This window comes from Bacillus cereus (assembly GCF_002564555.1).
GTDB lineage: Bacteria > Bacillota > Bacilli > Bacillales > Bacillaceae_G > Bacillus_A > Bacillus_A cereus_K.
Genome location: NZ_NUVD01000005.1, coordinates 36,413 through 54,384, shown reverse-complemented (window position 1 = coordinate 54,384; position 17,972 = coordinate 36,413). Strand labels below are relative to the sequence as shown.

The window sequence follows — 17,972 nt, the reverse complement described above, 5'->3', positions numbered from 1 at the left end:
TGGTTCCTTTTGTTTTTAATTTAATACAATAATGCGATAGTCTTCTAATGAAGATAAATTGTCTATTTCTTGTTTGATGATCTTTAGCCCATACTCTATATATAGAAGCATGTTTTGCGTGATTTCATCTTCATTTAAAGCAATTTGCATTTCATTAATAATTAAATGTTTAAAGAGTAAAAACTCTTTATCTTTAATAATATTATCTGGGATTGTCCATTTGTTTTTTCCGTCTTTAAAGTCATCATTTATTTTTCCTGTAGCGTTAGCAATACCTTTTGCTAATGCCATTTTTACCCCTTGTGGTCTATCAATCTCAAGTACTTCACAGAGTAGGTCGAGAGTTTCTTTACCTGTTCCTGAGAGATTCATTCTTCTATTTGCCATAATATCACACCTTTATAAAATCAAAATAGCCATCGCGGATAACTGTATATTTCTTTGATTGGTCATAATCAAGCATATATTGCTTGTATGAATGCTCTTGCATGAAATTAATATAGTCTTGCGTAATTTCTGTATCTGTAGATAAGATAATTACTTGCTCACTAAGTTCTTTATAGTAATGATTAATCAAATGATTTCGATGATAACTATCTAAGCGTCCTAGTGGTGTATCGATTACCATAGGGAGAGCTAAATCAGAGGCTTTTGTTAGGGCCCAAATTAGCGATGAAGAAATCATTTGCATTTCACCAGCAGATCGATCTTGAATACTAATTTCTTGATTACGATCGTTGTACAGTCTCACTGTATACGTTGAAATATCGAATTCTATTTTTCCAAATTCATCTTGCTTACGGAATAATCGACTTAACATTGAAGAAAACTCTTCGCGAATAAAGCTTGCTTTCAATTTAGTCATTTCATGCACATATGAATTCATAGTATGAATTAACTTTTTGACATAAATTAATCGTTTGTTTAGAGCATCATAATCTGCACCTTGATCAGAAAGGCGGGTTAGCTGGTTCACAGTGGTTGTTCTTTGTTCTTTAATTTTATTTAACTTTGAAATAATCGATTTATATTTTAAGTTAAGTTCTCCTAATTTTTTAGTTAGGATATCAATTCGTTCATTTTCTGCACTAATATCAATCGTTTCAGGTGCATTTCTAATTTCAATTTCTAATGCCTCTAATTCAAGATTCAGTTTTTCAATTTTATTTATTAAATCAATAACATAACTATTATTTCTAGCAGGGAGATTTACAAGGTAGTTATAGTCTTTATTAGAAATGTCGTGAATATCTACATGATTTTCAGGTATATCTTTTTCGATATTATTTTCTTTAACCCAAATTTCTCTCCCGATTTCCTTGAGTTGATTTAATTGCTCATTTGAAAGGGGAGGAGTGAACGGTTGGTTTAATAATTCATCCATAAATTTTTCATAAGGCATTAAAGAAGCATCTTGTATCATTTTCTTTTGACGAATATTATATTCTGATTTTAATTGTTCCTGTAGCTTTTTAGTTTTTCCCTTTAAAATAATATGCACAGCGTTGCTGTTAAAATAGTCTTCAAAGTTTTCTTTTGCTAGACGTAATTCAGTTGCTATACTAGATTGTTTTTTTACAATAACTTCTCTTGATTTAGAGTTAGTTGTAATTTTTTCATTACGCTCTTTTTTAACCTCATTGATTAGATCGTCTAATTTCTGTCGTTCAGAAGATATATGTTCTTTTCTTTTTTCTAGATGTTGTATTTGCTCTTCGAATTCTTTTAAATTAGCATCTAAACTTTTTAATTTATTTTGATCAACTGCTTTTGCTAAATTTTTCTCTATGCCGGTCTTAATAGAGGTGAGATCAGATAGTAATAATTTATAGGTTTCCATTCCAGTAATTTTGTGAATGGCTTCTTTCATTTCTTCACTATTTTGTCGTAAAATGATATCTTTGATTTCTTCACCATCGAAAATAAAAAATGGTGCAGCATGATATGGAATCATTTTATCCATGAAGCGGTTAAAAGTATCTATATTATCAATGCGTACAGTTTTACCAATCATTGCACCAGGCTTTTTCACAGTTAAATCACGGTTTTCACTAATCAACCTTTTGTTGTGATCAAAGCCCCATTTAACTTTAATAGTCCATTCTTCATTTTTATCCGTTTCAATAGCAAGGGTTACAGAACAATCTCTCCCACCTTCGTCGAAGAAAGTATTGTTAATAACATTAGAAAAGACACGTTTATGCTCGGCAGGAGAGAAACCTCTTTTTCCGAATAAAACATATAAAATTGCTTTTAAAATTGTAGTCTTTCCGGCCCCATTTAAGCCGCCTAATAAAATAATATTTTTTTCGCCTTCTTCACGTACCTCTTTGGGGATATAGAAATCAACTTCTTGATGCCCATAATACGTTTTATAATTATCAAAAATAAGTTTTTTAAATAACATTATGTAGTCACCTTTACTTTATTTTGCATAAAAATCAATTAAATCTAGGTAATCTTTTTTTCTATGATTTTCACTTGTGTTTTCATATGAAAATTTTTCAGCAGAACGTAATAAGTCATATGCAAGTTTTGTCGATAAGTCATTTTCTTTACAAATTTTTGCTAGTAATTCTAGCTCTTGTTCTTTTAGTTTATTCATTTTTTACCACCTTCAATATAAGCGTGAAGTATAGGGATACCCTGTATATAATATTACCATATTTTTATAGGTGATTAAAAATAGAGAAAGTTGTGATTTTAAGAGGGGCGAAGCTATTAACGGAGATAAAAAATTACTAGGTAGTTAGTAAGGAAATAAAGAAAACAGAAAGGAATATTCCTTTCTGTTTTCTTTATAGATTATTAAAAACATCCAACTCTTCTAAACTAGTAGTAGAAGAAAGTGAGAACCTAATAGTAGAACGTAAATTATCCATAGATAATCCGATAGCTTGTAATACATGACTTGGTTTACTTGAGCTACAAGCCGATCCAGTAGAAACAGCAGCTACCGGAGAAAGAGTTCTTACAAGAGTTTCGTTATTTACGCCTTTAAATATGACACTTAAAATTCCAGGTATTTTATCTTGTGTATCATTATTAAATTCAATATGATTTTGGAATTTGTTTTTTAGAATATCAGCTAATTTGCTCTCTAGTTGCTCTAATTTATAGATGTTTTGTTCTAAATTAATATATGCGATTTCTGCAGCTTTTCCCATTCCGACAATATTATGGACGGGAAGTGTGCCACTGCGTATATCACGTTCTTGACCACCACCGTGAAGTAGAGGGGTAATTTGGATTGGCAATCCTAAATTATCTTTACCTATTATGGTTACCCCAACACCCTTTGGACCATGAAACTTATGAGAAGAGCAGGATAAAAAGTTTATACCGTCTATGTCTGAAAGAGAGAATTGTACTTTTCCAACTACTTGTGTAGCATCTGTATGGAAGAATACTTCATTCTCTTTGCAGATTTTAGCGATCTTGTTTATTTGGTTTAGAGAACCAAGTTCGTTGTTTCCCCACATAATTGAAACGAGAAGCGTTTTTTCTTGTTGAATAGCTTCAGTTAGTTCTTCTAAATTGATTCTTCCATATTGATCTACATCAAGATATGTGACTGTATAGCCATTCTCTTCTAAAAATTTACAAGTTTCTATAATAGAAGGGTGTTCTACTTTAGAAGTAATAATGTGATTGCCTTTATCTTTATGATAATGAGTGATGCCTTTCAAAATAAAGTTGTTACTTTCTGTAGCACCACTAGTAAAAATTACTTCATCAGTTTCACAACCTAGTAACTGAGCTACATGTTTTCTTGCTGTTTCAACAGCGTCTTTAGCATTTTGAGCTAATCCGTAATATTTGCTTGAAGGATTTCCGAATTCTTCAAGTAAATATGGTAACATTGCTTCTTTCACTTCAGGTAATAATTGTGTTGTGGCACTATTATCAAGATAAAGCATAGGAATCACTCCTTACCGTATTTTAGCAAGTTCATTGTGAATTTCTCGTTGTTTCCAGCATGTTTATATTCACTGTCTAATAAGTTAATTCCGCGTTCTAAGTGAGCGTTGAATAGGGTAGGGAAGTATTCATTATCAGATACTTCACGTCCCGCATGCTGGGTGATTAAGGATTTATAAATAAAATCATATTCCCCAGTTAATGTGTGACGATTGATTTCTAATCCACCAGCTTCTTTATCCACTGAAATCTCAGGGGAAGTTGGATCAGCTAAGGACAATCCAACTGCTAAACGAGCTAAAATATTTGGTGTTAAATTAGTAGGAGCTTGTAATTCTTTTAGCTTATCTGATACTCTTTTAGATATTTTTAAACGGTAGTTCATTTTACTTGCTCCTTATTAAAGTTGAAATATTGATCTGAAACATTCACTTTTCTTAGTTCTGTATTAAATTCTAATAAGTATCCATGGGATACAAAGTTTTTTAGTAAATTATAGTGTTTTTCATCAACTTCAGAGTTGGTTGACAAGATTAAAACTTGTTCACCACATGCAGGGATGAAATCTACTAAAATATTATGTTTATGTGTTTGATCCAGACGTCCTAGAAGTGTATCGAATATAAATGGAACACGACGGCCAGAACATTTGAACATTGCCCATATTAACGATAGTAAGAGAATTTCTTTCTCACCTGCAGATAATGTCTCTTTTGCCACATGGTCACGATTATTATCATATAAAGTTACTTCAAATGTACTAGAATCAATGCGTAAAGAAGAAATATATTGATGTTTACGCATTAACTTATTAAGCATTTTTGTAGCTTCGATTTGTACTTGTTGTAGTTTCTTTTGATGTTGTAACATTTGAAACTCTGTACTTAATTTCATGATGCTTTGGGCGATTAAGAATGTATTTCTCGTCTTATTGCTTTGTTGTACAATATGTTGCTTTGAGTCAATTGTATTTCGTAATGTTTCTAAAGCATCTTGTCTAGATTCTAAAATACTTAAGTTTTCTTCTACTTCTTTTTCCAACTTAAAGATTCTTTCTTGTGTTTGAGCCATATTTTCTAACATTTTTGTAAACTCATTTGTAGAATCATTAGTAGAAATTTTCTTTCTTAGCTCTTGTGCTTGAAGTAAGTTTTCTCTATTTTCTTGAAGTAATTGAATATATGTGTCATGAGACTCTTTTTCAACTTGTTGTGCCGCTACTTCAAATTGTGTGCGTTGTGTTGGTGAAACTCTATGGATATACTCAACGTCTGCATCATTAGGTTTAATAATGTTGAAAATTTGTTTCCTTAATTCAACAGCTAAATCATTAGGAGATGAGACGCCAGGTAAACTTTTAGCTAATTCAAGAGCACGATCATCGGTTAACTCTGAAGTTAATTGATTTGCTAATGATAGTTTTTCTTCATTTTGCAATTGATTTTTAGTAGATAATAATAAGTTTTTGTTTAGATAGAAAGGTAAAAGAGTTTGAATAAATTCTCGAACTTTTTCAGAATTAGCTTTTCGATTTGCTTCAATTTCTAATACTTGTCTATTTAATGTTTCACGTTCTTCTTTAATTAAACCACCATGTGTTTCAAAATCTTTTTTCAGTAAAGAATAAGATTCTTTTGATTCTTCAATTTGCTGCTGAGCTGTTGTGATTGTGTTTTCGAGATCTATAATGTTTAAAGATTGTTCTTTCTCTTGATGTTGAAGGGTAATGATTTCACTTTCTATAGAAGAAAGGTGCTTTTGATCAATTTCTTGTTGTAAATAATTAGTTAAATCTCCTTCTAAATTTCGGAATAAATCTAAGTTGAATATAACAGTAGATAATTCTTTCAAATAAGATGATAATTTATTTTCATTTATTATTTTTGAAATTTCTTCTCCATCAAATAAGCATAGATCAAATAATTTAGGTGGGAAATTCTCTCTCAGTCTTGATTCGAAAATATCTTTTTCAGCATCGTTTAAATAACGACCATCTTTTTTTACAGTGAATTTTTCTTTTATCGCGCTGTTTAAAATGTTCCAAGACCTTTTGAAAGTATAAACATATCGCTTGTAATTTTCTACTTCACTAAAAGTAATGGTAATGCTAAAAGGATTTGTTTCATCCTTACGAGCAGAAGCATTTAAATATCCATGGACGCGCTTGTAGTAATCGTTATTCTCTGTCTTATATCCATAACCAAAACAACCAAATAATCCTAGTTTGATGGAGTTTAAAAATGTTGTTTTCCCGGCACCATTTTCCCCACCTATTAAAATTACTTTTCTTTTTGGAGAGGAGATAGACAAATCGAAGGTATTTCTTTCTGTATAAGCTCCTATGTTTTCTAATTCTAGTTGTTCAATTAACATAAATTTAACCTCACCCTACAAATGTAAGTAGTCTTGCTTTAGTACTTTTTCAATTTCGTTCATTAATCCACGACGAACTTTATAACCTGAAAAATCTTTTTCAAGTGATATAAGTTTTTTTAATGCTTTAAAGTCTACGTTGTGTTTGCTACATAATGATTCTAAATCTGTAATTTGTTCATTATCAAATAATGGACGATCATCATATTCCCAATTTAGGTCATATCCCATTACTTCTTTAAAAATACTAGGTAAAGAATCTTCCCAATCACCAGTTTCTAACCAGTAACGACGAATAACACGTAATTCTTCTTCTTTAATTAATTCAAAATTCTCTTCTTCAGGATGTTGTAAATCTCTTTGGACAATAAGAAGTCTGCGTAAGATTTCTTTTCGGGCGTTCAGTGTAAAAGGCCCTAAACCAAGCTGTCCGAGTTGGTTATTTTCAAGTTTCACTAAAATTTTTGGATCCTCAGGAGAACTTAAATCAATATTGTTTATTGCTAAATAAGACTTTAGTTCATCTCTTTCTAAAATTGTAAATTCTTCTAAATTAATCATCTGTTTAGGGCGACTAGATTTTTTGGGAATGATTACATATTCAGTATCATCTTTTACTTCAGTTTTTAGTGTATTAAAGTAAATTTGACCACCTTTACGGTATTTCATACGAAATGCTCTATCATCGCGAATTCCAGCTAGCCAATTTCTGAATTCTAATAAAGGTTTCATCCAATCTGATCCGCTAAGAATGAAGCCATTCAATGCTTTATCTTCATTTACTACTGTACATACCCAGCAACCAAAGCGACTGTTTCCACATGAACCAGCACTTTCTTTAACGGTTTTATCGACAACAAGAGGGCATTCACCACTACTTGAATCTTGATAAAGCTTATTTAATTCATGGTTATCGTTCCCCCACGGAGAAGGATTTTCTAGTAAGTAGTCCCAAACATTATTTAAACTAAACTGTCTAATCGGTGCAAAAACATATGCATTTGTTAACGTAGAATGGCGCATTAAATCTTTACCCTCAACAGTATGGGATTTAAGAACGTTATCACGAGTAGCACTTTCATTTTCGCGTACACCAAGGACCATAATTACTTCGCCAAACGTAGAAACTTTGTCCATTATAAACGCATTTGCTGGTTCAATTTTTAAGCGATCTGTACACCAGCGAAATTGTTGGTTTGGTGATGGATAACCCTTTCCAACAATATTTGCCCAAAATGATTGCTCATATTTAGGTTTTACTTTGTGGGTTTCAATAGGTAAATCGCGTTTTAAAGCTTCTTCCTGGATTCTGTGTAAAGTAACATTAATCGATTGAATAATTAATGGTGTTTCTACTAATGTATCTGAAGAGATTACATACACCTTTTTGTGTAATTGCTCTGTAGGTAATTCGCTTAAAGCTTCAAAAACAAGTTGAACGACAACTGTGGAATCTTTTCCACCACTATAACCAACAACCCAAGGACGGTCGTCAGCACGATAAACTTTTTTTATGTGCTCTTTTGCGTCAGAGACAAAATCGTTTTTATTATTTATTAAATCAGTAATGAGATTATTTAACATTATCATGCTCCTAACTGGAATTTCTCTTCTATCTTTTGTTCTCCTTCTGTAAGAGGAAGACCTAATTTTTCTTTTAATTTGTTTGCAGTTAAAGTGACCGTTTCTTTTGTTTTTTGTATACGCCCATTTATATTAAAAGCTCGCCCTAGCCAATCAGAAGTATTAGAGCGACTATAATCGACATTGGCTAATAGAGAGATGTATTCTTTCCAATCTTGTGGATGGTTTTCAAAAACATATCTTCCGATTAAACCGACAGATTCAATAAATACTCCATGTCCAACAATATAGTTCATTCGGAGTTCACGGGGGCTTAGTTCTTTTTTGTAAACTAAATTCCATTCGACTATTGTATCACAAAGAAGGTTCCAAAATTCTTTTAAGAATTGTTCTTCATTTTCTGTAATTAAGTCACCTTTTGTTTTTCCTAGCAGTCGAAGGTTTGTATTAAAAATATGATTTAAAGCTAGAATCTTTGGTGAGTTTTTAGATAAGTTGACTTTTTCTTTGTCAGTATATCGTGATAGTAATTTATTTTCATCGACAATTTCTTTTGTAACTAATGCTAACTTATCCCGATGATCATATAAAATACCGATAGATGAAGTTGTATTAACTGCATGGCGGTTAAGATCTGAGAAAATTTGTTGTGAATTTCTTAAACCTTGATCATGATAGAACACAACTGAAATCGTTTCATGTCCTAACTCTGGTGAAAGCTTTATCGCCTCTTCGATAGCTGCCCTACGGTGTTGTCCGTCATTAATCAGGAACTTAGAATCCAGGGAGATACGAAGTTGCCCTAAATCTTGAAATGATTGATCCGCACTAAATGGCTGGAATTCGATATCGCCATCTATGGATGCAGTAAGGGATGAAAAAACATAATCATTTTGATTCTCAATAATATAATTTGTGATTTCTGGGATCCTAATTTTATTTAATATCCTCTGAGCTCGATGTTCAGCAGGGATTTCTTCCTCATCAAATAGAAAAATTTTTGGAATTAAGCGTAAAGGGCACATTACAACAAAGTACTCTTTACCACCTTGCTTTCCACGTAAAGCGGGGAAGTTATAGCTAAAACCATAATCCATTCATTACATCTCCATTCTTTACGTACGTAATTTATATTTTTATTATAAAATAGATACAAGTGTTCGGCAAGAATAGTAACTTGATTATATGAAATTTAATATTTTCCATTAATGGTGCTTGAACTTCCCAAAACGTCACCCCCGAATCTAAAAGAGACAAATCAAAAAGGGTGAGAAAACTAATCATGAAAACCACCACAAAAGAAAAAAGAAACATCATCATGCTACTCTCAGCCACAATAGGAATCTTTTCGCCAATACAGCTTAAAAGAAGCAATGCAGCAGTTTAACCACTAGTTAAACTGCTTTTCCATTATAATAGAAGAAAAACCAAACGGAGGAAAATCCCATGCCAACCTACAACAAACTAATTAGAAACAAAATCCCACAAATAATAAAAGCTAACGGAAAAACCCCCACAACAAGAATCCTACCCGAAGACGAATACATAAAAGAACTCTGCAAAAAAACAGAAGAAGAACTAACAGAATACATCGAGGCAAAAACGAAATCCGATAAACTCGAAGAACTATCCGACCTACTAGAACTAATAAACGCCCTAGCCGAACACGAAGGCACAACACTAGAAGAAAACAATAACATCCGTAAAAAGAAAGCAGAAGAAAGAGGCGGCTTCTCAGATCGAGTCTTCCTAATCAAAGTAACCGATAACTACGCCCTCATAAGCCCCTTCCAAGCCCCTACCAAGTAATAAATCACTAAGAAAAAACACAACAAAACAAAAACACCAACAAACACCGTAGTAGTAGTCAAAAAAAATTTGAAATAACACGCCAAAAACCCGGCCCTCCCTCCTATATATATTACAAAGGGGCTTTTACATTTTGAATGGGGACGGGAGGAATTTGGATGGCGGTGTATCGTAATGTGCAGGTGAATTTTTGGCAGGATGATTTTGTTTTGGATTTGACGCCGGAGGAGCGGTATTTTTATGTTTACTTATTAACTTGTTCGAAGACGACGCAGTGCGGGATTTTTCCTTTTCCGAAGCGGTTAGCTGAGATGGAGACGGGTTATAACAGGGAGACTGTTGATAAGCTTTTGCAGCGTTTTGTTGATTATGGGAAGATTCTTTATGATGCGGAGACGAGGGAGTTATTTGTTTTGAATTGGCTTCGTTATAATCCTGTGACGAATACGAATGTGGAGAAGTGTGTGCTTCGTGAGCTTAAGGGTGTGAAGAATAAGGAGTTTGTACATATGTTTCTTCAGAAGTGTGCGGAGGAGGAGTTGAGTGTTCCGATGCTTTTAGCACATTTCGGTATGCCTGGTGATTTGGCTATGGATGATGTTGATCCAGTTTGCGAGGAGATAGAAGAGGAAGAAGAGGTTGTACAGGAAGAGACGGGAAGTAAGGTGTTCACGTTTTATGAGCAGCATTTCGGTAGTTTGTCTCCGTATACGGTAGAGGAATTGAATGCGTGGATGGATGAATTGTCAGAGGAGCTGGTGCTGAAGGCTCTTCAAATTTCGTATGAGAATAAGAATCGGAAGATGGCTTATGTGAAGGCGATTTTGCGAGGATGGCACGGGAAAGGGTTTACGAAAGTGTCTGAGGTTGAGGCGGATGCTGCAAATTTTCGGAAGAAGGGGGCGTCTGTTAGTACGAGGGAGACGGAGCATTTTTTGGCGAAGTGTGAGGAGTGGGAGAAGAATGTGCCGTCTGAGGAAGAGTTGCAGCGCTTTTTAGCGGAGCGCGGGTGGCGGCCATGAGTATTCAAAATGTGGAGGCGGAGAAGACGGTGTTAGGTTCTCTATTACTTGATGGAGAGCTTATTAAGGAGTGCCGTTTGACGGAGCAGTATTTTTCTATGCCAGTGCATAAGTCTATATTTCAGTTAATGCGAAAAATGGAAGAAGAGGGGCAACCGATTGATCTTGTGACGTTCATTTCTCGGGTAGATCCAAATTTTTTGAAGGGGATCGGGGGAATGGAGTATTTTATAGGGTTAATGGATGGTGTGCCTGCGACTAGAAACTTCTCTTATTATGAGGGGCTTGTTCGAGGTGCCTGGAAAATGTATCAGGCAGGTGTTCTCGGGCACAAGATGGGAGAGCGTCTTATTGCGGAGAAGGATGAGAAAATTATTGGTGAGACGATTACGGCACTTTGTGAGTTAGAGGAAAAGGACTGCGTATGTGAGTTTGATTTGAAGGATGCGTTAGTTGGTTTGTATGAGGAGCTTCATCAAGACGTGAAAGAGATTACGGGGATTGAAACCGGTTATACATCGCTAAATAAAATGACGTGCGGATTGCAGGAAGGTGATTTTGTCGTTCTTGGTGCGCGTCCTTCTATGGGGAAGACTGCGTTTGCGCTAAATGTTGGGTTACACGCAGCGAAGTCTGGAACGGCGGTTGGATTGTTTTCGTTGGAGATGAGTAGTAAGCAATTGTTGAAAAGGATGGCGTCTTGCGTGGGTGAAGTGTCAGGAGGCCGGCTGAAAAATCCGAAGCATCGTTTTGCGCTGGAAGACTGGGAAAAGGTGAGTAAGGCGTTTGCGGAGATTGGTGAGTTACCACTTGAAATTTACGATCAAGCAGGCGTTACGGTGCAAGATATTTGGATGCAAACTCGTAAGTTAAAGAGGAAGCACGGCGATAAAAAGCTTTTAGTCATTATAGATTATTTGCAGCTTATTACGGGGGATCCGAAGCATAAGGGCAATCGATTTCAGGAGATTAGTGAAATTTCGCGTAAGCTTAAGTTATTAGCGCGTGATTTGAATGTTTGTGTAGTAGCGTTGTCGCAATTGTCCCGTTCTGTAGAGTCACGCCAAGATAAGCGCCCACTTTTATCTGATTTAAGAGAGACGGGACAAATTGAGCAAGATGCGGATGTCATTATACTTATGTATCGTGAAGATTATTACGATAAGGAAACGAAGCAGAAAGAGATGACGGAGATTCATGTGGCGAAGCATCGGAATGGACCTGTGGGCAGTTTTAAATTGAGATTCTTGAAGGAGTTTGGGCGGTTTGTGGAGAACGGGAATTAGCTGGAGGGGAAGTTTGTGTCTAGAAAAAAGTTATGGATTATTATACTACTCGTTTTCGTTATTGCGTTAGGCGTGATTGGTTATAGATTACTAGGTCCGTTTATAGAGGGGCGAAGTTATTATTATAGTCATACTGCTTTTACGGATCTTTCAAATGAATCGATTGGAAAGATGAGGCTTCATGACAATATTGATAAAGAGGCATTTAGAAAAGAATATGGTGAACCTATTAGTAAGGAAGGCAACGTTTTATACGATTATTACCATTGGAAGAACGGAGTAGAAACAGCTTCAATTATGGAAGGAAAAGAGAAAGGTAAGATTGTTCGTTTAATAGTTGGAGAAGATATAGACCTTAAGACGGCCAAAGAAATAGGACTTGGTAGTACGAAGCAGGATGTTATTGATTCTTATGGTTCGAATTATTATGAACGGACCGAACAGGGGGCTACTATTATTGGCTATGCTGACCATAAACTGCATACAACAATTGAGTTTTGGTTAGGAGAAGGGGAGGTAGTGCGTATTCGTTTGGATGATGCGGATGTTGACTAATACAGTATGAAAGTAGTAATTAAACAAAAGATGGGTACATATCAATTGCTTTTTTGTTGGTTCTAATCGATCGGAATGTGGGTTTAGGGAAATATTAGACTTAAAGCAGCTAGAGAAAATCAAAAAGACTAGTTTCCTAGTCTTTTTGATTTAAAAGTTCTTCAATATATATATTTGTTAAAGGGGTATCTTTCGCTTTTTGCTCAATAAAATCATATTCATATATATACCCATTTTTATCTAGTACATAACGTTGCATTACGACTATAGCCCCAGCGTGATTATCTTGTCTTAAAGCAAGTATAGTATTACCATTATCAGTTGTACCGTCTACATCCACTTGATAGTCTTGGGGATTACTTTTACCAGAAATCAAGTAATCTTCTACTGCGGCCATAATTTCTTTCGCTTTGTATCCGGATTCTTCAGGTGAAGGAGCAATAAACGTCTTATCAGTCAATTGTTTCTTCAATTTCTCCTTATCAATCTTCGCGGACGTTTTGTTTGCAGTTTCTTTATTATTTTCTGTATTATCATCAGCGTTCTGATCAGGATATGTATTCATTACTTTTTCAGTATTTAAATCAATGATTTTAAGATTACCGATAGTTGGTGCATCTAAACCACCCATTTCGAACATAATGGCGTAATTTGCAAGTATTTGTATGACTTGTCCGCCGCCGCGATTTGAGGTAATTGTCCCTTTTGTATTGGAGTTTTTATTAAATTCCCAACCAGCATCCTCAAGGCTATTATCCCAAGGAGAGCCTATGTAAATACTGTAGATTTTTTGTGCTAATTTTTTATCTAGTTCATATGTCTTTTGTTCTTTACCTGTTTTAGCTTCTAAACTAGCAATCTTTTTTGTTAGTTCTTTATTTGTTTGTTCTAGGGATTCTTTTTCCTTTTGGATAGTCTGTAATTCAGTGTCAGAATTCGTATTTTCATTTGCTTTACTCGGAGTGTTATTGCAGCCTTGCAAAAGTAGTAGTGATGTGGCGAGTGTGAATATGACTTTAATCTTTTTCATAAATACCCCTCTTTTTCTCTTTTATTTCCTTTTCTACCATATAACGTATAATTGTATTCGTCAAATTAACTTTCGCTACTATTTACATAGATAAAAAGCTTCTCAATATTAAAACACCAGTATCGTTCAAATAGATACTGGTGTAGGTGTAACTCTAAATGAGGAGAATGAAAATAATAGATTTTCGTGAGGCATGCTTATTTATCCCGCTATTTGTGGGCAGTAAAACTCCCACCTCCAAATTCGGCTGGAGCAAAGAAGTTAGGTGGGAGTCGGGCTGCCCGTAAACGCCCGATTGGTGAGGGCTGATTAAAGTTTCACTCTATTCCACATTCTTTTTATAATTCACCCGCAACAACCCCTTAAAATCCACCTCAGCAATCAACACACTCAACAAGATAAGCGTCGCCCCTAAATACCCTTTCCCTGTCAGTGTTTCTCCTGTGAAAACGAAAGCAAAGCCTGCGGAAAAGACAGGTTCTAATGAAAAAATAAGACCTGTATGTGTAGGTGTAGTGTATTGCTGGGCGATTACTTGTACAATGAATGCGACTGCGGTGCAAAATATGCTTAAGATTAATATGATGAGCCATGAATCGATCGTGCTAGGAAGTTTTGGTGTTTCTATAATGAATGAAAAAATAAGACTAAATAGGCCGACAAAACCCAGCTGCACTACCCCTAGTGCAATGGAGTTTACATGTTTCGTTACGCTTCCAGTAATGATGACGTGAATCGCATAAAACAAAGCAGATAATATGCAATATATATCGCCATTACCGATCTTGAATTCACTCGTTAATGTTAATAAGCCGATTCCGATTATCGTTAAAATAATTCCTACTATAACCTTCTTTTCAGGGACGTGTTTTAAAAAGATAGCTGATATTATTGGAATGAAAATGACTGTGAGACAAAGTAAGAAACCAGCATTAGAAACGCTTGTATACTTTGTACCAAACGTTGCGAAAATGTAAACGATAAATAAAACAGAAGCCAGTATAAATGCATATTTGACAGTTTTAAAATCGATCTTGAATAAATGTTTGTAAAATATTAAACCTGATAAAAGAAAGGCGATAATAAATCGTAATGCGATTAAATTATATTCTTCTATGCCATCAAGTCCAAGTTTTGTAAGTAGGATGGATGCACCCCAAAAAAATGTAACTAGTAGTAACATTAAATCCGCTTTTAATTGTAGTCTCATGTCTATTCCCTCGTTATGTATAATTTGTAATCTGATACCCACTCTCCATTGTTTATTTTAATATTAATTCTGAATATTTGGAACAAAAATTTATCGACGGTTTTTTCTTCATTCAATTATTGAAAGTTCGGATTTGAAGAAGGGTGGTATGTGAGTTTCTAAAGTGAATAGAAATAATGAACCAAGAGCCCAATTTCTCTATTTTATATGGAGAGATGGGGTTCTTTCGTTTTGAAATGATTATGAGAAATTTCTTATATAGTTCTCATATATTCATCATGTTTCTTTCATTCTCTTCTCACGTCCAAGTTTTACACTCAATGTATCAAAGATAAAGGGAGGTAATACATTTTATACTTTTACCAAAATGAATGATAGATGGTGGTGAACAGATGAAAAAGAATAAACGTAAAAAATTGCGTTGGTTAAAATGGATTGTGATCCTTCCGTTACTTCTGGCGTTACTATTGTTTGGATTACATAGTATGAAGTTTGACAGGTGGGACCACGAGAAGCATAAGCAAGCGGAGTATACTGTTTCTCATGATAAAGAAAGAGAGGCTTTCGTCACGCAAAAAGAAAAGTTTCATAGCTTTGAGCGAGATCAGCATCATGAAAAAGAGTTTGAAGGCTTATTCTTTATACCATTCCTGTTAGCATTTGGATTTGTTCTTTTCGGTTGGTTAATCCTTCGCAAGTCTGAAGGGAATATGGTTAAAAAGTGGACAGGCATATTGCTCCTTGTTGTTGGAGTGTTACCAGCCCTTCCGATTCTTGCATTTGTGGCAATGATCGTTTGGGTATATAAAAAGTTTAAAGAGAAAAGAATGGCAACCGATATAGATGTATACAGCGATTTTCAAGTGCAAAAACAAGTAGATATTTTAGATCAATGGGAACGTAATATTCGTAAGGAGGAGAAATAATAATGGGTATTTTAAAACGTATTAAAAATATTGTAGTGGCGGATGTGCATCAAACGTTAGATAAGATAGAAAATCCTGTTAGTATGTTAAAGCAATATCTTCGCGAAACAGAACAGCAAATTACGAAGGCTGAAAAAGCACTTTCTCACCAATATTATTTAGAACAGAAATATGAAGCATTAATTTCAGAAACGGATGCTCTTATTGCGAAGAGAACTCGCCAAGCTGAGCTTGCTGTATCACGAGAAGAAGATCATATGGCGCAGTTAGCCTTGCAAGAAAAAATTGTGAGTGAGAAAAAAGCGGAACTATATCGCCAGCAGTACGAAATAACAAAAGCGCAAACAGCGACGCTTTATGAACAAATTGATAAATTGCAAAAGAAATATGGAGAGTTGCAGTATAAAGAACTAGTTCTTGTTTCGCGGTTAAATGCGGCGCAAGCGATAAAAGAAAGCAACAGAGCGATTGATTCGTTCCATACAGAAAGTACAACGAAAGGTTTTGCGCGCATCGAATCGTATGTGCAAAAGTTAGAAGCCGAAACAGCTGCTAGTAACTATTTTTACAATTTGAAGTCTCCTAAGCAGCAAGAAGCGCTAGATCAAAATTTGCAAGAAGAAGTACAGCGAGAGTTAGAGAAGTTAAAAGAGAATAAATAGTGTGTAAAAAGCCCATTTTCATATGGGCTTTTTTGGTTGGGGAAAATGTCTTTTTACATTTCTTTTGTAACATCATACCGCAGCAACTCTCCCTGATCGTAAAACCTCTCGAAAATAATGCCCATTACATAGAAGAATACTAGACCGAAGCCAATATGAATCAGTGTAAACGTCGGTCCAAATGAAGAAAATTCATATACGATAATCGGCAATTTCGCAGTTGTCCAAACGCCTAAGAAAAATACGATGTATCTAACGCTCGCACCTTTTTTCAAAAGTAATGCGGCGATGGGAAAGGCGACGTAGAGAGGACCAGCTGCAATGCCACCTAATAATAGAGAGAATAAGATACCATAGATGCCCGATTTTTCTCCCATATATTTCATTAACGTTTCTTTCTGCACCCATTGATCAAGTAATCCTACAAATACTAGGACAGGAGGGAGGAGAAACAGCATATCTAAAATACTATTACCTGTTAATTGTAATGCGCTCCATCCTAAAGATTGGTTTATAAAAGTTAGTACGATAAGTCCAATTAGTAAAATGAAAAAGAAGCGATATCTTTTTAATTCGTTCATACCATCACCACCCAAATGATATAGGAGAATAGGAGAGACATGAGTAACGCAGATGCATTACGAGCATAAGCGAAACTTCGTCCGAACATTTTTTGCTCCATCGGCATCGTTGTAATTCCTACTGCCATGAGTGTAGACATAAGTGCCGCCACTTGAGGAAGGCCTGCACCATGTTGAATTAATGTATTTCCAAGAGGGAACACAACAAAGCTTGGGATGAGTGCCACAGAACCGAGGATTGCAGAATAAATAACACCTAAGAATCCAGATTGTTCTCCAATGATGGAAGAGATGAAGGCCGGCGTTAAGATTGAGAGCGATAAACCAACGAAGAGCATGATGGAAAGCATGGCAGGTAGAAGATTTCGAAACATTTTCCATGACTTCAATAGAGCGTCTTTCGTTTTATTACGATCCTTCATAAAAGAAATTCCCGTAAGAATAATGGCTAACGTGTAAAGGATAACACCGTTAATCATGATCGGATTCCGTTAAGTCTTTATATTTGCCTAGGAAAAAGGATAAGTTCTTCATTTTTTCTTCAATATCTATTTGAAAATCTGCTAATTGTTCCTTTCCGGCAGGGGTAATTTTGTACATCTTTCTCGGTTTGTCTTGATCGACTGTACTTACATAGGATTCAATTGCACCTTCGTTTTCTAATTTTTTTAGTGTGCGGTATAGGATGGCACTATCGATTGGGTTGACTGGAAGTTCTTCTTCACACTTTTGCAATAATTGCCCACCATAGTTATCCCCCTCGGCTAGAAATAATAAAAGAAATGCCCCTGTATGTCTTCCTGTATGTTTCATAAATAGACCTCCTAGAATGGATTACGTTACTGTTAATGACAGCATACTGTTGTTAACAGTATACGGTGCATGAAATGCTATGTCAATTTTAAAAATTGTGATTTTCGAGAGAGAAACTCACAATAACACTTTTTCCAATATTCGAGTGAAATCCTGTATTTTGATATATTCAAATAGAAATTCTCTGGGTTCATATTTTA

General features: G+C 35.0%; 19 protein-coding genes and 1 pseudogene. 7 read left to right on the top strand and 13 right to left on the bottom strand.

What is annotated here, in order from left to right; translation table 11 throughout:
* Positions 1-15: 15 nt before the first annotated feature.
* The 8 genes from COI75_RS01850 to dndB form a co-directional block, all read right to left on the bottom strand.
* Entirely contained in the window at positions 16-387 is a 372-nt protein-coding gene (locus COI75_RS01850) for a hypothetical protein (RefSeq protein ID WP_098448199.1), read from the bottom strand.
* Between the two features lie 4 nt (positions 388-391).
* On the bottom strand, positions 392-2,407 hold the full coding sequence (gene dndD / locus COI75_RS01845; RefSeq protein WP_098448198.1) for a DNA sulfur modification protein DndD: 2,016 nt from the start codon (positions 2,405-2,407) through the stop codon (positions 392-394).
* Between the two features lie 18 nt (positions 2,408-2,425).
* Positions 2,426-2,605 (bottom strand): DNA modification system-associated small protein, encoded by a 180-nt coding sequence (locus COI75_RS01840; protein WP_001037503.1) that lies wholly within the window; start codon positions 2,603-2,605, stop codon positions 2,426-2,428.
* Between the two features lie 193 nt (positions 2,606-2,798).
* Complete coding sequence (gene dndA / locus COI75_RS01835) at positions 2,799-3,920, bottom strand: cysteine desulfurase DndA (RefSeq protein ID WP_098448197.1); 1,122 nt, start codon at positions 3,918-3,920, stop codon at positions 2,799-2,801.
* Positions 3,921-3,925: 5 nt separating this feature from the next.
* Positions 3,926-4,306, bottom strand: coding sequence for a DNA sulfur modification protein DndE (gene dndE, locus COI75_RS01830; protein ID WP_098448196.1), 381 nt, complete (start codon positions 4,304-4,306; stop codon positions 3,926-3,928).
* Positions 4,303-6,294 carry a DNA sulfur modification protein DndD gene (gene dndD, locus COI75_RS01825; RefSeq protein ID WP_098448195.1) on the bottom strand — a complete coding sequence of 664 codons (1,992 nt, stop codon included), beginning with the start codon at positions 6,292-6,294 and terminating at the stop codon, positions 4,303-4,305. Before dndD (COI75_RS01825) ends, dndE begins: the two co-directional genes overlap by 4 nt.
* A gap of 15 nt (positions 6,295-6,309) precedes the next feature.
* Positions 6,310-7,878 (bottom strand): DNA phosphorothioation system sulfurtransferase DndC, encoded by a 1,569-nt coding sequence (gene dndC, locus COI75_RS01820; RefSeq protein ID WP_098448194.1) that lies wholly within the window; start codon positions 7,876-7,878, stop codon positions 6,310-6,312.
* Between the two features lie 2 nt (positions 7,879-7,880).
* Positions 7,881-8,975: a DNA sulfur modification protein DndB gene (dndB, locus tag COI75_RS01815; RefSeq protein ID WP_098448193.1), complete on the bottom strand. Its 1,095-nt coding sequence runs from the start codon at positions 8,973-8,975 to the stop codon at positions 7,881-7,883.
* A gap of 185 nt (positions 8,976-9,160) precedes the next feature.
* Here dndB and COI75_RS27740 point away from each other — a divergent pair.
* From COI75_RS27740 to COI75_RS01795, 5 genes and pseudogenes are all read left to right on the top strand, one after another.
* A pseudogene (locus COI75_RS27740) lies at positions 9,161-9,235 on the top strand (DUF4870 domain-containing protein); the annotation flags it as partial.
* An 89-nt stretch (positions 9,236-9,324) separates the two neighbouring features.
* Positions 9,325-9,687: a nucleoside triphosphate pyrophosphohydrolase gene (locus COI75_RS01810; RefSeq protein WP_098448192.1), complete on the top strand. Its 363-nt coding sequence runs from the start codon at positions 9,325-9,327 to the stop codon at positions 9,685-9,687.
* Positions 9,688-9,845: 158 nt separating this feature from the next.
* On the top strand, positions 9,846-10,709 hold the full coding sequence (locus COI75_RS01805; protein WP_098448191.1) for a DnaD domain-containing protein: 864 nt from the start codon (positions 9,846-9,848) through the stop codon (positions 10,707-10,709).
* Positions 10,706-11,995, top strand: a complete 1,290-nt coding sequence (gene dnaB, locus COI75_RS01800) for a replicative DNA helicase (RefSeq protein WP_141535072.1) — start codon at positions 10,706-10,708, stop codon at positions 11,993-11,995. The genes COI75_RS01805 and dnaB overlap by 4 nt, the downstream gene beginning before the upstream one ends.
* Before the next feature lie 15 nt (positions 11,996-12,010).
* Positions 12,011-12,550 (top strand): hypothetical protein, encoded by a 540-nt coding sequence (locus COI75_RS01795; protein WP_098448189.1) that lies wholly within the window; start codon positions 12,011-12,013, stop codon positions 12,548-12,550.
* A gap of 136 nt (positions 12,551-12,686) precedes the next feature.
* Here the strand turns inward: COI75_RS01795 and COI75_RS01790 are convergent, their stop codons facing one another.
* Positions 12,687-13,580 (bottom strand): hypothetical protein, encoded by an 894-nt coding sequence (locus tag COI75_RS01790; protein WP_098448188.1) that lies wholly within the window; start codon positions 13,578-13,580, stop codon positions 12,687-12,689.
* 322 nt (positions 13,581-13,902) lie between these two features.
* On the bottom strand, positions 13,903-14,790 hold the full coding sequence (locus COI75_RS01785) for a DMT family transporter (protein WP_098448187.1): 888 nt from the start codon (positions 14,788-14,790) through the stop codon (positions 13,903-13,905).
* A gap of 392 nt (positions 14,791-15,182) precedes the next feature.
* Between COI75_RS01785 and COI75_RS01780 the strand changes: the two genes are divergently transcribed.
* Both COI75_RS01780 and COI75_RS01775 read left to right on the top strand, forming a co-directional pair.
* Positions 15,183-15,716 (top strand): hypothetical protein, encoded by a 534-nt coding sequence (locus COI75_RS01780; RefSeq protein ID WP_002097543.1) that lies wholly within the window; start codon positions 15,183-15,185, stop codon positions 15,714-15,716.
* 2 nt (positions 15,717-15,718) lie between these two features.
* Positions 15,719-16,378 carry a PspA/IM30 family protein gene (locus COI75_RS01775; protein WP_000511935.1) on the top strand — a complete coding sequence of 220 codons (660 nt, stop codon included), beginning with the start codon at positions 15,719-15,721 and terminating at the stop codon, positions 16,376-16,378.
* 53 nt (positions 16,379-16,431) lie between these two features.
* On the opposite strand, the gene COI75_RS01770 is transcribed toward COI75_RS01775, so the two are convergent.
* The 3 genes from COI75_RS01770 to COI75_RS01760 are packed head-to-tail and all read right to left on the bottom strand — an operon-like array spanning position 16,432 to position 17,772.
* On the bottom strand, positions 16,432-16,959 hold the full coding sequence (locus COI75_RS01770; protein WP_001004192.1) for a permease: 528 nt from the start codon (positions 16,957-16,959) through the stop codon (positions 16,432-16,434).
* Complete coding sequence (locus COI75_RS01765; protein ID WP_000606989.1) at positions 16,956-17,438, bottom strand: hypothetical protein; 483 nt, start codon at positions 17,436-17,438, stop codon at positions 16,956-16,958. Before COI75_RS01765 ends, COI75_RS01770 begins: the two co-directional genes overlap by 4 nt.
* A complete protein-coding gene (locus COI75_RS01760; protein WP_098448186.1) occupies positions 17,431-17,772 on the bottom strand; it encodes a PadR family transcriptional regulator in 342 nt (113 codons plus the stop codon). The genes COI75_RS01765 and COI75_RS01760 overlap by 8 nt, the downstream gene beginning before the upstream one ends.
* Between the last annotated feature and the right edge of the window lie 200 nt (positions 17,773-17,972).

Coding starts and splice junctions, on each gene's coding strand:
- COI75_RS01760 (WP_098448186.1), bottom strand. CDS start 17,772: ATGAAACATACAGGAAGACATACAGGGGCATTTCTTTTATTATTTCTA.
- COI75_RS01775 (WP_000511935.1), top strand. CDS start 15,719: ATGGGTATTTTAAAACGTATTAAAAATATTGTAGTGGCGGATGTGCAT.
- dndD (WP_098448198.1), bottom strand. CDS start 2,407: ATGTTATTTAAAAAACTTATTTTTGATAATTATAAAACGTATTATGGG.
- COI75_RS01810 (WP_098448192.1), top strand. CDS start 9,325: ATGCCAACCTACAACAAACTAATTAGAAACAAAATCCCACAAATAATA.
- COI75_RS01805 (WP_098448191.1), top strand. CDS start 9,846: ATGGCGGTGTATCGTAATGTGCAGGTGAATTTTTGGCAGGATGATTTT.
- dndB (WP_098448193.1), bottom strand. CDS start 8,975: ATGGATTATGGTTTTAGCTATAACTTCCCCGCTTTACGTGGAAAGCAA.
- COI75_RS01850 (WP_098448199.1), bottom strand. CDS start 387: ATGGCAAATAGAAGAATGAATCTCTCAGGAACAGGTAAAGAAACTCTC.
- COI75_RS01790 (WP_098448188.1), bottom strand. CDS start 13,580: ATGAAAAAGATTAAAGTCATATTCACACTCGCCACATCACTACTACTT.
- dndC (WP_098448194.1), bottom strand. CDS start 7,878: ATGTTAAATAATCTCATTACTGATTTAATAAATAATAAAAACGATTTT.
- COI75_RS01785 (WP_098448187.1), bottom strand. CDS start 14,790: ATGAGACTACAATTAAAAGCGGATTTAATGTTACTACTAGTTACATTT.
- COI75_RS01780 (WP_002097543.1), top strand. CDS start 15,183: ATGAAAAAGAATAAACGTAAAAAATTGCGTTGGTTAAAATGGATTGTG.
- dndD (WP_098448195.1), bottom strand. CDS start 6,294: ATGTTAATTGAACAACTAGAATTAGAAAACATAGGAGCTTATACAGAA.
- COI75_RS01765 (WP_000606989.1), bottom strand. CDS start 17,438: ATGATTAACGGTGTTATCCTTTACACGTTAGCCATTATTCTTACGGGA.
- COI75_RS01840 (WP_001037503.1), bottom strand. CDS start 2,605: ATGAATAAACTAAAAGAACAAGAGCTAGAATTACTAGCAAAAATTTGT.
- COI75_RS01770 (WP_001004192.1), bottom strand. CDS start 16,959: ATGAACGAATTAAAAAGATATCGCTTCTTTTTCATTTTACTAATTGGA.
- dndA (WP_098448197.1), bottom strand. CDS start 3,920: ATGCTTTATCTTGATAATAGTGCCACAACACAATTATTACCTGAAGTG.
- dnaB (WP_141535072.1), top strand. CDS start 10,706: ATGAGTATTCAAAATGTGGAGGCGGAGAAGACGGTGTTAGGTTCTCTA.
- dndE (WP_098448196.1), bottom strand. CDS start 4,306: ATGAACTACCGTTTAAAAATATCTAAAAGAGTATCAGATAAGCTAAAA.